Here is a 14880-nt window from a genome sequence, read left to right as displayed (position 1 = left end):
CGTTTCAGAGGTGGGCGTATATTAGGGTGAAAATCGGGGGGTGTCAAACGCTTTTCTATAAATAAATTCAGTTTTTGTTGTTGAGTGCATAAAATTAAAACAATTTGCTAAAAATGTTTGAAAAATACATTATTTATGTCGGTTTTTTCAACACTTGTAAGATTGTAGCAATAACTTCTGGATGCGTTAAATATCCAGCAATATCGTGTGGGTGTTCAATCGATGTCTGAATTTGCTGGTTGATAATGGCGGGTTGAAAATCAAATGGTGCCTGACTCAGTGGAAAAGCGCTGAGAAAATCATCATGTGAATAAAAGTTTAACCAATCGCCTGAAATTGCATCAGGCCGCTGTAAAGGCTGAGGTAAGTGGGCTTGGATGACACGAAAAGCCAAAGGTGAGCCCAAGGTGATAAAGCGCTGTATATTGAGTTCAGGATGTAACAGTAAAAAATGATACGCAATCACGCTACCTAATGAATGTGCAATCAACAGGGTGGGTTTCGTTTGATGTAATTGCTCATGCAGACGAGTATGAACTGCCTGAATAAAGTGTGGATTGGATAAATAGAGATAAGTTTCGACCAAAAATTTATGCAAAAGTGTGGCATGTAATTTTGGGAAATAATTCATTAAAACTGCAAAATCGCGTAGGGCAAGATCTTTGCCAAGTGCAGTGATCGATTTGAATGATTGGCTTAATCCAATAGCATCATTGAGGGTGATGTCAGGTAGATTATTTTGTACAGCGTGATGCTCAAGTACTTTTGGTGATTTTTCTGGGAGTTCAGTGCGATGGATAAACGGAAAATGTGGCCACGTTTGAGGTGTCAAGGTGCTGGCTTGAAGCATATTCTGCAAATGATAACGCGTGAGTAAGTCTCCATAAAAAGGCATGCGCATATGGTGCTGTATATACGATAAAAAAGTCTCTTGATGGCTTTGCTTTAAGCCTTGAGACAACAGTGCAAGCCAATGCTGTTCGAGCGAACGTGCAGTTTGTTGCTGTTGATTCATGCCATGGATAAAGATGATCTGCATATTGCACCTCATCGACGGACCAGTTTTTATTCTACTTTTATTAAAATATAGCCATAAAAAAAGAGCAACCGAAGTTACTCTTTTATCGTGTTTGGTGGTATGACAACGCAGATCAATCTTTGTTGTGATACAAGGTGTAGTAGCTGAAATAACACGCCACAATGAAGATCATACAGCAGATAAAGCCAGTCAACATTTCTGGGTCAAATACCATACTAATACAGGTAATAAGACAGAATACAAAACCGAGTATTGGCACGATTGGGAAGAGTGGTGCAGCAAAAGCTAAATCTTTGGCAGTTTTGCCTTCTTTATACCACTGACGGCGGAAGTTGAATTGGCTTAAACAAATACTCATCCACACCACCACCATGGTAAATGCAGCAACACCTAACAAGTTTTTGAAGATGGTTTCTGGTGCAAATTGCTCAGAAAGTAAGCCTGGCATACCACCGATCATGGTCACAATTACTGCAACATAAGGAATACCGCGCGAGTTCACTTTAGAGAACACCGCAGGTAATTGCTTACTATAGGATAATGACCACATCATTCGAGATGCAGCAAATAAACCTGAGTTTGCAGCAGAAAGTAGGGCTGTGATAATCACAAAGCGGATGATGTCTTCTGCATAAGGAATACCAATGTGCTGGAATACCGTTACGAAAGGTGAACTACTTACACCTTCGGCAGATAAGCCAGCTTCTTGGTGTGGCAATAATGCAGTAATAACAACAATGGTACCCACAAAGAAAATCAATAAGCGGAAGATCGCCGTGTTAATTGCTTTAGGTACATTTTTCGCTGGATCTTTGGTTTCACCCGCAGCAACACCAATCAGTTCAGTACCTGAGAATGCAAAGTTAACAATCAACATAGTAGCGAAGATTGGGAACAAGCCTTCAGGGAACCAACCTTGTGCAGTGAGGTTGCTAAACAGCGGTGCAGCTTCATAGCCTCGATAGCCTAAAATACCAAAAATGGCCAATAGACCTAAAATAATAAAGGCTACAACGGTAATCACTTTGACTAAGGCTAGCCAAAATTCAGATTCAGCAAACCATTTGGTTGAAATCATATTCAGGCAGAATACAAAAGCACCAAAGATTAAGGTCCACATCCACATAGAGCTGTCTGGGAACCATTCCTGCATTAAAAGTGCAGCAGCGGTAAATTCAGTTCCTAGCGTTACGGACCAAGTCAGCCAATACAGCCAAGTGATGGTATAACCCGTACCCGGTCCGATATAGCGTTTAGCATAAGCGCCAAATGAACCAGATTCAGGCATATGTACAGCGAGCTCGCCTAAGCAAAGCATCACCATATAGGCGATAATACCGCCTAAAAAATACGAAATAATGGCACCTACAGGCCCCGTTTGTGCAATGACTTCACCCGAACCAAGAAATAAACCAGTACCGATTGCGCCGCCAAGCGAAATCATCACCAGATGTCGAGTACTCATAGCGCGTTTTAACGGCGCAGAATTGCCCTGATGCGAAGCATCATTCGGAGAATGTGATGACTGCATAGAGAAAAAGGAGAATCAAATAATGAAGCGAGTAATTGTAGAGAAGAATGCAATGATGATGCAATCAATTAATATAAATTATAGATAAATAAACTTTAAGTTTGTCAGAGCTGACAGAAAAATTGGCGTCCCTACGGGGATTCGAACCCCGGTTACCGCCGTGAAAGGGCGATGTCCTAGGCCTCTAGACGATAGGGACGTTTTGAGGTGGGTGTATAGTACATAGCCCATCTATATTTGTCAAAATAGAGTTTCATTGTTATATTCTAAATGTATATAAATGAAACAAAAACAGAATTTTTTTAATGAAAAATAATTTTAATGAGTTTATTTCTGGAATTTTATTTGAAATCAATCAATTTAATGTGGGCAAAGTCCATCAAAGATTCTATATAGTTTTATTGAATTATTTGCATTGGTTTGACGTTTATCCAAATAATTTTTCTTCGTATATCAGTAAATCAGAGTTTGAAAGAATTATTGATGAACTTTTATTTAGGGATTTAGATGGGGAAAGTAGAATTACGTATAATCACCTCAAATCTTTAGATGATTCTCATTATTTTTTAGATATCCAGAGCTTTTTTAAATTATATTTAATCTTAAAGGTTCGAAGATATCAGTTGTCTAGTGATGATGTAGAACTTGAAAGATTAGAAAAAAAATTGGATGTATGTTTTGAGCCAATGTTGTGGAGTAAAGACAAACAAGATTTATTGGTTATTAATCGTGATTTTCCTGAATTTAAAAAACAGATGAATTCAAGTCGGGTGCTTTTGCCACTTTCATTAATAGTTTTTAACTTTACTTTTGTTGAATTAATATCCAATACAAGTTTGAGAGTATCTATCCAAATATTTCTAGCAATAGTAGCTGCGTGTCTTTTAGCTAATGTTTCTAAGGGGGCAAAATCCGAAAAGGACGCATTGGAGTTGAAAGTATGGGATTATATCTTGGTGTTGAGCGAGGATAAAAACTCATTGACGAAAAGCAGTTGAACGATTTCCTTAAATTATAATTTGTACAGTGGTTTTTGTGGATTAAACTGCTCCCACAAATCATTTTTGAATTTATATGGAAACCCTAATTTTTCTCTCATAGAGAAGAGAAATAGTTTCATAAAAAAAGGTGGCTAATGAGCCACCTTAACTATTTTATTTATCGTGATATAACCAATAATAACCTGCATAACACGCTGCCATAAAGATCAGACAGCCAATAAAGCCAGAAAGCATTTCAGGATCTGCAGCCATACTTAAACCTGTTGCGGTACAGCAGACAAAGCCAAGAATTGGAACCAGCGGGAACCATGGTGTACGGAATTTAAGCTCTGAAACGCTATGACCTTGTTTCAGCCATTGGCGACGGAAGTTAAATTGACTCCAGCAAATACTCATCCAGACGATCACCATGGTGAAGGCAGCAACCCCCATCAAGTTCTTGAAGATGACATCTGCCCCAAATTGTTCTGACAATAGACCCGGTAAACCACCGATCATAGTGACCAATACAGCAATATAAGGCACACCAGTTTTGCTTAATTTGCCGAAAGCACGTGGTAATTGTTTTTGTGCGGACAGCGCCCACATCATACGTGATGCAGCATATAAACCAGAGTTAGCTGTAGACAGTAAAGCCGTAATAATGACGAAACGAATTAAGTCTTCTGCATAGGGAATGCCCATCAGGTTAAATACGGAAACGAATGGGCTACTACTTAAGCCGCCATGTCCACCAACATTTAAACCTGCATCGGTATAGGTCAACAGGGAACTGATGACGATAATAGTGCCGACAAAGAAAATGATTAAGCGCCATACCGCAGCATGAATGGCTTTAGGCACATTCTTTTCAGGGTTTTCAGTTTCACCTGCAGCGATACCAATCATCTCCGTACCATTAAAGGCAAAGTTCACGATCAATAGCGTGGCAAACAGAGGGAACAAACCATTTGGCAGCCAACCATGTTCTGTCAAATTGTGGAACATTGGAGCTGATTCATAGCCTTGGAAAGGCACGAAACCAAAGATGCAGGCAAAACCAAGGATGATGAAAATCAACACTGTTGCAACTTTCACCATTGATAACCAAAATTCTGACTCTGCGAATGCGCGTGTAGAGCTTAAATTAGAAATCAGTACACCAGCTGCAAAGATCAGTGTCCATAACCAAATAGAGGTTTGTGGAAACCATTCCTGCATCAATATAGCAGCAGCAGTAAATTCTGTACCTAAGGTGGCAGACCAGCCCAACCAGTACATCCAAGACACCATATAACCGGTACCCGGGCCAATATAATTTGTCGCAAAAGCACCAAAAGAGCCAGAAACAGGTAAATGTACGGCAAGTTCACCCAAACAGAGCATGACCATGTAGGCAATTAAACCGCCAATAATATAGGCAAGAACAGCGCCTAAAGGCCCAGCTTGTGAAATAACTTCACCTGAACCCATAAACAAACCAGTACCAATTGCACCACCAAGTGAGAGCATCACAAGGTGTCGAGTCGTCATCGCACGTTTAAGCGATGGACTTTTACCTTCAGCAGACGAGTGTTGCGAAGGTTCAGAGGGAGATTGCATAGTGAAAAGAAAATTGAACGAAAGGTATATTTTATGATTGAATGCAGTGAAATGATTGATAAATCGAATTTTTCTTATAATATGATAATACTGATCTAAAATTTAAATCTTTAACACTGACCATTAGATTAATGGTCAGGAGTTTGATACTCAGCTTCAGAAGTTGCGGGTACTTGAGTTTGTTCAGCTACAGGGGCTTTGTTGTCATCGCGGCTCACAATATACAGATAGAGTGCAGATGGAAATAAGATGGCTAAAACCAAGAGCAACTTTTTAAACATAGGGTATTCTTACATCAAAATAGATCAAGCTGAAGTATAAACAAAACCAGTCAGGCTGTAATTAATTAAAGTTTACGGTTTTTCTGTTTTAGATTGGACAGGATGACTTGGTAGGTGTCAGGGTAGTGTTGTTTAAAGTTCCGTTGTTGCATGATCGTGATGGTTGAAGCATTTGGCTCGACACCCAGTTTTAAAATTTTGTGGGTTAAAGCGAGCTGTGGAGAGCGACCATCAAAATGTGTATTCAGTAAGTTACCATCGGTATATTTTACTGTGAGTCCGATATTCAGGAGATAATCAAAAACATCAGGCAAACCAAAACGGGCAGCTTTGTAGAGTAAATTATATGTTTCTGCACGATAGCCACGGCCGTATGTTTGATGTGTTTTTAATAATCCTAATGCATTATAAAATTCTAACTTGGCAATAATTTCTTGTTCATTAATAGAACCATCGCCATTTTTTAAAGTCCTATTGATGGTATTAAAAGTGACATCGTTTGAGCTGGGTTTGCAATTAGCAGCAATCAGTCGCTTGATATCTTGAAGTGGAAGTACAAGATGCGCTGTGTCACACATTTTTTTAACTTCTTTATTTTTCATTTTACTGCTTTGAATATTTTTATTTTCAAATTCCTGCACTATGGCTGACCAACCATATATGTTTATAAATTTATAATAACGAGATGCATCATTTGTCATCCCTTTGATCTTTTTAAAGTCGTGAATGTTTTTCACTGATGGTGCATTGGTAGCGTGATTTTGTGGTAATGGAGCATTTGCAAAGCAATGCATACTCATTAGCAGGCAGCTGGTAATAACGATGTTTTTCATGGTTTGTGTGCTTTTAATAAACTGTAAACGTCAGGATATTTGGTTGAAAAGTCATTCTGTTCCATTTGTTTATAAACGTTACTATTGGGCTCGATTCCTGCATTCAGTAGTTTTTGAACCAAACTCACAGAAGGGTTACGGCCTTTGATATTGTCTAAAATTAAATTACCATCCACGCCCGTGTAATCGACACCAATACTCAGCAAATAATCAGAAACCTCTTCAAGCCCCCAGCCAATTGCTTTGGATTGCAAAGAGCTTTTTTCTTCATACGGGCCAAATTTATATGTAACGTGTGTTTGTAAAACATTTTCCGATTTGTAGAATTTTAATTTTTCAATGATTTCGTTTTGATCTATTTTGCCTTCTGCATTGGTTAATGCGCCATTAATAATCATAGAGGATGAACGGCCATTGAGTGGTTTGCAATTTGCTTTAAATAAGCGTTTGGTTTGATCGGCAGTGCTTTGACTCAATGCAATTTCACAAAGTTTTTCTTTTTCCCCTTTAGGCATTTTACTTTTTAGAATGGTTCCATTTTCGAAATCAAGAACGATTGATTCCCAGCCGTATTTGGTTGCTGTTCGGTAATACTGTATTGCATCTTCGCTCAATTTTTTGGGTTTTTTCGCTTGTATTTGAGTGTCACGATCGTTTGTTTTGGGAATAGAAGATTCTTGGTCATCATTCAATGCTGTTTGATTTGTCTGATTGGCATCATGCTCAACAGTATTTGAAGGATTTGTCGGTAGGCTGGCTTCGGGTCTAAAAATGTAGATGAAGATACCGAGACATACTATGCACAGGCCAAAGAGTAAGATTATTTTTTTCATTATACGATTCTATAAAAAAGAGCGCTTATAGCGCTCTTGATAGGGGAAGTTTAAAATTTAAATGTGACATCAGCAATGAACTGTCGTCCTATTTCGGAATATAGTTTGCTACCACTTACATAAAGATTATTACGGTTAGTAATATTATTTATTGTTAGTCCTAATATAGTTGAATAATCTTTTGAAATATTCCAGTCATATGTTGTACGCATATCCCATGTAAAACGAGGTTTTACATCTTCTAGTGTGTACGTATCAAGTTTTACACCATTATGAACAACTTTATCCGCAGAACTTGCAGTGAGCATTTGTTCATATGTTCCTTTATAGCTAAAGAAATTAGAAATTTTTACAGGAACACGATCAAAGCCAATATCCCAAGAGACACGTACCGTAAGTGGTTGATTATAATTTGAAGCTGGTCGGTCGCCAAATTCCATGATTTTTCCATCATACGAAATTAGTTTACGAATTTCTTCCTCTTTATAATTACTGGTATAGTCTGGAGTACTACGATAAGAGTCAGTGTAGTTAACTGCTAAAGCCAACTGATGCTCTGTGTTGTAAAGTTTTAATGGGTTTAGGGTATTTATTTCAAAAGTTATCGTGTCATTTTCACCATAACCATTGTTGCCATATTGAAAGTAACGATTAACACCAGTACCAATTTGATCACGTGAAATTTCGTCTTTATATTGGCGATTTACCCATTTTAGACTTAGATTTGTATTTTTAAATTGACTATTGAGTCCAACGACTATTTCATCCGCATAAGGTGTTTTTAAATCTTTTCGCTTTGTATCTACATATGAAGTTTTTTCTTCTTCCTCCCATGCTGAATTTTGATCATTACGCATTAGATAGGCATCTAAAGAAGTTAAATGCTGACGTAAATCAGTCATATAAGTTGGAGCACTGTAGTAACTGTTCCAGCCCGATGTTAGTGTTAATAAATTGTTGCTAAAAGGTTGATAGTTGATACTGCTGCGTGGGGCAAAGTTGAAATTATTATTTGCTTCGTCGTAATCAGCACGGAGACCTAAGCGAGCATTAAAGTTTTTCCAGTGAATATCATCTTGTATATAAAGCGAGGCTTGTTGGTACTGCCCATCAAATGTACCTGCTTTAAATAAGTTACCTTGCTTAAAATACTGACCGTTATATACAGTATTGACTTTATTGTTGATGAATTCGGTGGTTGTATTTTCATCACAAAGCGGATCATTGATTTGACACTTACCACCTTCTAGGTCATATAAGTTTTGAGAGTTGCCTGAGGTAACACCATAGAAAGTTAAGAAATCTTTCGTTCGTTCCCATTGAACATCGTCATAATGATAGGCAAATCCTGCACTGATCTGATGTTGCGTGTCTGCAAGTTTAAATTGATTAAAAATACCATCAAGTTCGTAGTTGATTGTTGATTGTTTTAAATCAATATTTGCAGCGGATGAGCCTTCCCATACTTTTTCGGTGTTGTTCCAGTCTTTACTTCCTTCAGCATATAGCCAGTTAATTCCTGTATCAGAATCCGTTTCACGTTGGTTGTCGATACTTTGATAATTTAATTTTTGTTTGAGCTTGCCCCAAGCATTTTTATGCTCTATTTCTGCAAAAATTAAAGCAGACTTATTATTGCTAGTAGCGTGTGAATTTCGACGCTTATTCAGATAGGTATTATCTTCTAAGTCACCTAAAGAGAAACCAAATTTCATCTTAGTTTCTTCATTCGGATTTGCGAATAAGGTTGCACCAATATTGGTATTTAATTTCTTTTGGTCGATCTGTTTTGGTGAAGGTAAACCACTTTCTACAGGAATTTTAGAGCCTCGTTGAGAGGCATAAAAATCAATACCATAGACTTCGGAAAGTTTGCTATAGACATTGGCACTAATACCTTGACGGACATATTCTTTTTGGTTTTCTTGTGTTGACTCGCCATCGAATAAGCCTTTATCAGCATCAGTTTTCAAGTGATAACGATTCCAATCACTCTCAGTATAATCATAACTGATACTACCGTGGATTTTACCAATTTCGGTATTAGGAGCGCATGTTTCAGCACTAATTACACCGCCTGCAAAACTACCATATTTTGCACTAACATTACTGTCTAAAACTTCTAGGCTACAAAGTAGGTCGGTATTAATAGCAATACCTTGGGAACCCACATCAGTAATACCGTATTCACCAGCATTTGACCCTGAACCAAGCGGATCAAGAATGTTTGTATTACTTACGCCATTCACAATAAATTTATTTTGGAATGATTGTGCGCCATGAATAGATATTTCATTGGGTTTTAAATTCGCTTGCGTACCTGCAGCCATTTGATCATTTGAAAACTGTACATTCGGATTAACTTTTAAAAAGTCTGTGATATTTTTTGAGCTATTCGGCGTTTTTTCTAAATCTTCTTTGGTGTAGACGGTTGTACCTACTTCTTGCTTGGCTTTGACTTCAACTTCAATCGGCGACATTTTGAGATTATTGCTTTGAATAAATTGAGTTGTATCAATTTCATTAGCATAAGCTTGAGATGCTAAAGCAGTCAAAATTGCGAGATTGAGGGGAGAATAGGCAAAGCGCATGGCTGTCAACAATTATGCAGATAAAAACGATAGCGATTATCATTAACTTTACAGGAATAATCAATAGAAATGAGAATTATTTGCAATAAATGTTTTTTTAATACACAGAAATTCAGTCAATGAGAATTAAGATAGAAATAGTGATGATTTAAGAATATTCATTCGTTATGAATATTAGAAAAAAGAAAAAGCTTGATAAGAAGTATTGGCGTCCCTACGGGGATTCGAACCCCGGTTACCGCCGTGAAAGGGCGATGTCCTAGGCCTCTAGACGATAGGGACGTTTAGAAGATGGCGGTATCTTATTGATCCGCCATCATAGTGTCAAGTAGGTGAGGGCCGAGTTTGTTCAAAATATAACAGAACAGTTCAGCGGTCTTCTGAGTATCATAAAGTGCAGAGTGTGCTTCTTTACCATCAAACTCAATACCAGCTTGAATACATGATTTTGCCAGCACAGTTTGTCCAAACATTACAGCGCTCAAAGTCACTGTATCGAATACGGAAAAACTATGGAAAGGATTTTGATTTTTTGTCCCTGTACGTGCAATAGCTGCCTGTACAAAACCTAAATCAAAATGGGCATTATGACCAACTAAAACCGCATGTGTGCAGTTTTGTTGACGACGTACTTCATTCACTGACTTAAAAATACGTTTTAATGCTGATTTCTCATCTTCAGCCATGGCCATACGCATCGGATTGAATGGATCTACACCAATAAAATCCAGTGAACGACGGTCAAGGTTGGCACCTTCAAATGGATTGATATGTGCATGGTGGGCTTCACCCGGTACAAAGTTACCTTCTGCATCATACACAATAGGAATAGCTGCAATTTCCAGTAAGGCATCGGTCTGTGAATTAAAACCTGCTGTTTCGACATCGACAACAACAGGTAGGAATCCACGGAAACGTTGACCAATGACTGGTCGAGTTTCATCTGTCACACTTTTCTCCATTGGATGGTCTTACCCGCATACAACGGAATAATTTTTTCGCCATCCAAGTAGTCTAAACTTTCAGGGATCACTTGATCTTCTTTTACCAAAGTAATGGTATTGGTATTTCGAGGGAGTCCGTAGAAGTCTGCACCAAAGTGGCTTGCAAAACCTTCTAAACGGTCGATTTTACCGACTTGATCAAATGCTTGAGCGTATAGCTCAATTGCTGTTGGTGCACTATAACATCCTGCACAGCCACATGCATTTTCTTTAGCATTTTTTGAGTGCGGCGCACTGTCTGTACCTAAGAAAAATTTAGGGTTCGCACTGGTCGCAACTTCGAGCAAAGTTTGCTGATGGGTTTGACGTTTTAATATCGGTAGGCAATAGAAATGCGGTTTAATGCCACCCACCAACATGTCATTACGGTTAAACAATAAATGTTGCGGTGTGATTGTCGCAGCCACATTACGGTCTTGTTCTAATACAAAATGCGCAGCTTCACTAGTAGTGATGTGTTCTAGCACCAATTTTAATTTAGGGAACTGTTTTAACAGTGGAGAAAGCACTTCATCAAGGAAACGTTTTTCACGGTCAAAAATATCGACATGGTTATGCGTCACTTCACCATGTAACAGTAACGGCACTTGGTGTTCTTCGAGTTGCTCAATCACACCATAGACTTTACTAATATCACTGACACCACTGTCTGAGTTCGTGGTTGCACCCGCTGGATAGAGCTTAATGGCATTAACATGCTCAGACTCTTTAATTTTTTTAACTTCACTTGCAGGGGTGTTGTCTGTGAAATAGAGCACCATACGCGGGTCAAAGTGAACGCCTTCAGGAACATGTGCCATGATACGTTCACGGTATGCATTTGCTTCTTCAACGGTTTTTACCGGTGGTACGGTGTTTGGCATACAAATCGCGCGAGAGAATTGTTGTGCTAAATCAGGAACTGTACGCTTTAGGGCTAGACCGTCACGTAAATGTGCATGCCAATCATCTGGCTGAAGAAGAGTAATCGTATTCACAGCGATTCCAAGCTTGGAAATAAAACAAATGATAATGCAAATAATGTGAAAATGGTAACGAGATTTATGTACAAATGACTGAACAGATATAAATAAAGAATAAAACTGTGGTATTTTTAAATGACTAAAAGAATTAGATAAATGCTTGGAAATGGAATACAAGTATAACCTTGCAAAGTTGCAATACGATAAAGAAAAAATAGAGGAACTGATTACACGGCAAACTCGTCGTGTAGGGGAAATGTTTCCTAAAAAACTGGAAACACAATTTTGGACTTTAAACCTCGATCGTGCGCAAACCAACATACGTCATTTTTTCTGGATGGGAGTGTTGATCTACTTTGTGCTTACCATGCTGATCATTCCCGGAGATTACTGGATTATTGATCAACAGTATTTTGTGCATGATTTTATTCGTTGTTTGCTTGGACAGCTCAATGGTGCGCTGTGTCTTTTGGCTTTATATGCCTTTGCCCGTTATGACCGTCTGAAGCCTTATTTTTCACATGCCAGTATGTTTGTAGTGTTTTGGGCCGTTATTTCAATGTCTTGGCTCACCATGACCGTGTATACCGAAGCACTTAAACATCAGGCCATGATGATCCTTTGTATGATTTACATCTTGAGCTACATTTTGACTGGGGTGAAACCGGTCCAAATGTTGATGTCTGGCTTGTTGGCTGCTGTGGTCACCATGTTGATGCTTTTTTCATTAGAAGTGAAATTTGATGTGATGGTGTTGGGGCGTGTACTGATTGGAAGCTGTGTATTGGGTTTTGCAATCAGTAAGATGCTCTGTGCGCGTGAACGGATGATATTTTTGAATATGCTGCGCGCGGATATTAGTGAAAAAATCCATCGTATTCATACCACAGAGCTTTTACATTTAAGTCAGCATGATGAATTAACCAAGATTTCAAACCGACGTACTTTTGATGAAATGCTTGATACCTTTTATGAGCAATCTCGACGTAATAACACCTCGCTTGCTGTGCTATTTATCGATGTTGATCATTTTAAAAACTATAACGATTTTTACGGTCATCAAAAAGGCGATGATGTAATTTCAACCATTGCCAAAACCATTAAAAATGCCATTCGACATATGGATTTTGTAGCGCGATATGGTGGTGAAGAATTTGTGGTTTTATTGCCTGAAACCGATGCGCATGGTGCTTATGCGGTAGCGTCAAATATTTATAAAGCAATCGATCGTTTAGAAATTCCACATGCCAAATCACAGGTTTCAAATCACGTCACTATTAGTTTGGGTATTACGGTATATCGTGCTGAAAATATGACGAAGGATGAACTGTTAAATATTGCCGATCAGGCGTTGTATCGTGCGAAACAATTAGGCCGGAATCAAATTTACTATCAGTCGATTCGTTCAGCACATGTGGCTTAATGTTTAATAAAATTGAGAACTTCTCTGAAATCGGCAATAAAAAACCGCGCAAAATGCGCGGTTTTTTATGACTCAACAAATCTTATTTGTTTTTGTCTTTTAATTGAGGCACTGCAGAACCTGTACCTACTGCAAGTAAGCCAGAGTTTGTGTAGATACCTAATTTAGCGCGAGTATCTGTGATATCCAAGTTACGCATAGTCAATTGACCGATACGGTCAGCAGGACTAAACATAGAGTCACCTTTCTCCATAGTTAAACGCTCAGCTTCATAAGTGAGGTTAGGAGATTCAGTGTTTAGAATAGTGTAGTCATTACCACGACGAAGTTCTAAAGTCACAGTACCTGTGATTGCTTTAGCAACCCAACGCTGCGCAGTTTCACGAAGCATTAATGATTGAGAATCGAACCAACGACCTTGGTAAAGAAGACGACCTAAACGCAGACCGTTAATACGGTATTGTTCGATGGTGTCTTCGTTATGAATACCAGTCACTAAACGTTCATAAGCAATATGAAGAAGTGCCATACCCGGAGCTTCGTAGATACCACGAGATTTTGCTTCAATGATACGGTTTTCGATTTGGTCAGACATACCTAGACCATGACGACCACCGATACGGTTAGCTTCAAGAATGAACTCAACTGGGTTTTCGATACGTTTGCCATTTAATGCAACAGGGAAGCCTTCTTCGAAAGTTACAGAAACTTCTTCAGCTTTCACTTCGACGTCATCTTTCCAGAACGCAACGCCCATGATTGGGTCTACGATTTTGATACCCGCATTTAGGTATTCAAGATCTTTTGCTTCGTGAGTCGCACCTAACATGTTTGAGTCAGTTGAGTACGCTTTCTCTTTTGACATTTTGTAGTCAAAACCATTGTCGATGAGGAACTGTGACATTTCTGCACGGCCGCCTAGCTCGTCAATGAAAGTTTGGTCTAACCAAGGTTTGTAAATTTTTAGCGATGGGTTAGTCAACAGACCATAACGGTAGAAACGTTCAATGTCGTTACCTTTATAAGTCGAACCGTCACCCCAGATGTTTACGTCATCTTCTTTCATTGCGGTTACAAGCATTGTACCTGTAACTGCACGACCAAGAGGAGTCGTGTTGAAATAAGGCATACCACCAGTTGAAATGTGGAAAGCGCCACATTGAATAGCCGCAATACCTTCTAAAGCAAGTTGTAAACGACAATCAACTAAGCGAGCTTTAACTGCGCCATACGCTTCCGCTTTTTTTGGAATCGCATCGTAGTCGTCTTCATCAGGTTGACCTAAGTTTGCTGTGTAAGCATAAGGTTCCGCACCTTTTTGTTTCATCCACAAAAGCGCAGCTGAAGTATCTAGACCACCAGAGAAGGCAATACCAACTTTTTTGCCAACTGGGACATTCTGCAAGATAGTTGCATTATCAGTCATTGTTAATCCTAACGATATAAATATAGGCACCGAGAATGGGTGGCCTGAAAGAATACATATATGTGCGCGATTGTAGCACTTTTCTGCACGGTTTTTCTAAAAAATCATGAGATACAAGCGATGAGGTAGAAAAAAATGATCGTTGAAATCTATTGTTGAATACTTCATCTAGTTTTTGCAGGCAGAAAATGCATTTTCTGAAAGAAATAGGATGCAAATATAAAGAAATCTATTTGATTTAAATAAATGGTCATACCAATATTGGGTTGATTTGGTTTTTATCCTTTTCGCTGAAATGAGACTGAGGTCAAACAAAACTTGGTTATTAGACTAAAGTATATTTTATAAAATCTATTCATAAATAATAAATATAAA

12 protein-coding genes and 2 tRNA genes are annotated in these 14880 nt (G+C 38.5%); 2 read left to right on the top strand and 12 right to left on the bottom strand.

Annotation, left to right across the window (positions count from 1 at the left end):
* Positions 1-133: 133 nt before the first annotated feature.
* The 3 genes from AVJ20_RS14920 to AVJ20_RS14910 all read right to left on the bottom strand — a co-directional run bounded on the left by AVJ20_RS14920 (position 134) and on the right by AVJ20_RS14910 (position 2769).
* Positions 134-1039, bottom strand: a complete 906-nt coding sequence (locus AVJ20_RS14920; RefSeq protein ID WP_111885776.1) for an alpha/beta fold hydrolase — start codon at positions 1037-1039, stop codon at positions 134-136.
* Between the two features lie 112 nt (positions 1040-1151).
* Entirely contained in the window at positions 1152-2570 is a 1419-nt protein-coding gene (locus AVJ20_RS14915) for an amino acid permease (protein ID WP_111885775.1), read from the bottom strand.
* A 123-nt stretch (positions 2571-2693) separates the two neighbouring features.
* Positions 2694-2769 (bottom strand) — tRNA-Glu (locus AVJ20_RS14910).
* A 106-nt stretch (positions 2770-2875) separates the two neighbouring features.
* Here AVJ20_RS14910 and AVJ20_RS14905 point away from each other — a divergent pair.
* Positions 2876-3568: a hypothetical protein gene (locus AVJ20_RS14905; RefSeq protein WP_111885774.1), complete on the top strand. Its 693-nt coding sequence runs from the start codon at positions 2876-2878 to the stop codon at positions 3566-3568.
* Between the two features lie 156 nt (positions 3569-3724).
* Here the strand turns inward: AVJ20_RS14905 and AVJ20_RS14900 are convergent, their stop codons facing one another.
* From AVJ20_RS14900 to pyrC, 8 genes are all read right to left on the bottom strand, one after another.
* A complete protein-coding gene (locus tag AVJ20_RS14900; protein ID WP_078192919.1) occupies positions 3725-5152 on the bottom strand; it encodes an amino acid permease in 1428 nt (475 codons plus the stop codon).
* A gap of 128 nt (positions 5153-5280) precedes the next feature.
* Positions 5281-5433: a hypothetical protein gene (locus AVJ20_RS18455; RefSeq protein WP_168379378.1), complete on the bottom strand. Its 153-nt coding sequence runs from the start codon at positions 5431-5433 to the stop codon at positions 5281-5283.
* 65 nt (positions 5434-5498) lie between these two features.
* On the bottom strand, positions 5499-6035 hold the full coding sequence (locus AVJ20_RS14895) for a hypothetical protein (protein ID WP_162689780.1): 537 nt from the start codon (positions 6033-6035) through the stop codon (positions 5499-5501).
* A 227-nt stretch (positions 6036-6262) separates the two neighbouring features.
* On the bottom strand, positions 6263-7099 hold the full coding sequence (locus AVJ20_RS14890; protein ID WP_111885772.1) for a hypothetical protein: 837 nt from the start codon (positions 7097-7099) through the stop codon (positions 6263-6265).
* Positions 7100-7149: 50 nt separating this feature from the next.
* Complete coding sequence (locus tag AVJ20_RS14885) at positions 7150-9690, bottom strand: TonB-dependent receptor plug domain-containing protein (protein WP_111885771.1); 2541 nt, start codon at positions 9688-9690, stop codon at positions 7150-7152.
* A 206-nt stretch (positions 9691-9896) separates the two neighbouring features.
* A tRNA-Glu gene (locus AVJ20_RS14880) sits at positions 9897-9972 on the bottom strand.
* Between the two features lie 20 nt (positions 9973-9992).
* Positions 9993-10652, bottom strand: coding sequence for a ribonuclease T (gene rnt / locus AVJ20_RS14875; protein WP_078192915.1), 660 nt, complete (start codon positions 10650-10652; stop codon positions 9993-9995).
* Positions 10637-11671: a dihydroorotase gene (pyrC, locus tag AVJ20_RS14870; RefSeq protein WP_111885770.1), complete on the bottom strand. Its 1035-nt coding sequence runs from the start codon at positions 11669-11671 to the stop codon at positions 10637-10639. Before pyrC ends, rnt begins: the two co-directional genes overlap by 16 nt.
* Positions 11672-11822: 151 nt before the next feature.
* Between pyrC and AVJ20_RS14865 the strand changes: the two genes are divergently transcribed.
* Positions 11823-13079 carry a sensor domain-containing diguanylate cyclase gene (locus tag AVJ20_RS14865; protein ID WP_111885769.1) on the top strand — a complete coding sequence of 419 codons (1257 nt, stop codon included), beginning with the start codon at positions 11823-11825 and terminating at the stop codon, positions 13077-13079.
* An 82-nt stretch (positions 13080-13161) separates the two neighbouring features.
* Here AVJ20_RS14865 and argG read toward each other — a convergent pair whose 3' ends face one another.
* Positions 13162-14505 carry an argininosuccinate synthase gene (gene argG, locus AVJ20_RS14860; protein ID WP_078189146.1) on the bottom strand — a complete coding sequence of 448 codons (1344 nt, stop codon included), beginning with the start codon at positions 14503-14505 and terminating at the stop codon, positions 13162-13164.
* Positions 14506-14880 lie beyond the last annotated feature (375 nt).

Origin of the sequence: Acinetobacter sp. CFCC 11171 (assembly GCF_003268405.1) — a bacterium.
Classification (GTDB): domain Bacteria; phylum Pseudomonadota; class Gammaproteobacteria; order Pseudomonadales; family Moraxellaceae; genus Acinetobacter; species Acinetobacter amyesii.
The sequence above is the reverse complement of the archived record's forward strand: the minus strand, read 5'-3'. Positions and strand labels throughout refer to the sequence as shown.

Excerpts from the sequence above, each read along its gene's own strand:
- AVJ20_RS14920 (WP_111885776.1), bottom strand. The coding sequence starts at position 1,039 with ATGCAGATCATCTTTATCCATGGCATGAATCAACAGCAACAAACTGCA.
- AVJ20_RS14915 (WP_111885775.1), bottom strand. The coding sequence starts at position 2,570 with ATGCAGTCATCACATTCTCCGAATGATGCTTCGCATCAGGGCAATTCT.
- AVJ20_RS14905 (WP_111885774.1), top strand. The coding sequence starts at position 2,876 with ATGAAAAATAATTTTAATGAGTTTATTTCTGGAATTTTATTTGAAATC.
- AVJ20_RS14900 (WP_078192919.1), bottom strand. The coding sequence starts at position 5,152 with ATGCAATCTCCCTCTGAACCTTCGCAACACTCGTCTGCTGAAGGTAAA.
- AVJ20_RS18455 (WP_168379378.1), bottom strand. The coding sequence starts at position 5,433 with ATGTTTAAAAAGTTGCTCTTGGTTTTAGCCATCTTATTTCCATCTGCA.
- AVJ20_RS14895 (WP_162689780.1), bottom strand. The coding sequence starts at position 6,035 with ATGAAAAATAAAGAAGTTAAAAAAATGTGTGACACAGCGCATCTTGTA.
- AVJ20_RS14890 (WP_111885772.1), bottom strand. The coding sequence starts at position 7,099 with ATGAAAAAAATAATCTTACTCTTTGGCCTGTGCATAGTATGTCTCGGT.
- AVJ20_RS14885 (WP_111885771.1), bottom strand. The coding sequence starts at position 9,690 with ATGCGCTTTGCCTATTCTCCCCTCAATCTCGCAATTTTGACTGCTTTA.
- rnt (WP_078192915.1), bottom strand. The coding sequence starts at position 10,652 with ATGGAGAAAAGTGTGACAGATGAAACTCGACCAGTCATTGGTCAACGT.
- AVJ20_RS14865 (WP_111885769.1), top strand. The coding sequence starts at position 11,823 with ATGGAATACAAGTATAACCTTGCAAAGTTGCAATACGATAAAGAAAAA.
- argG (WP_078189146.1), bottom strand. The coding sequence starts at position 14,505 with ATGACTGATAATGCAACTATCTTGCAGAATGTCCCAGTTGGCAAAAAA.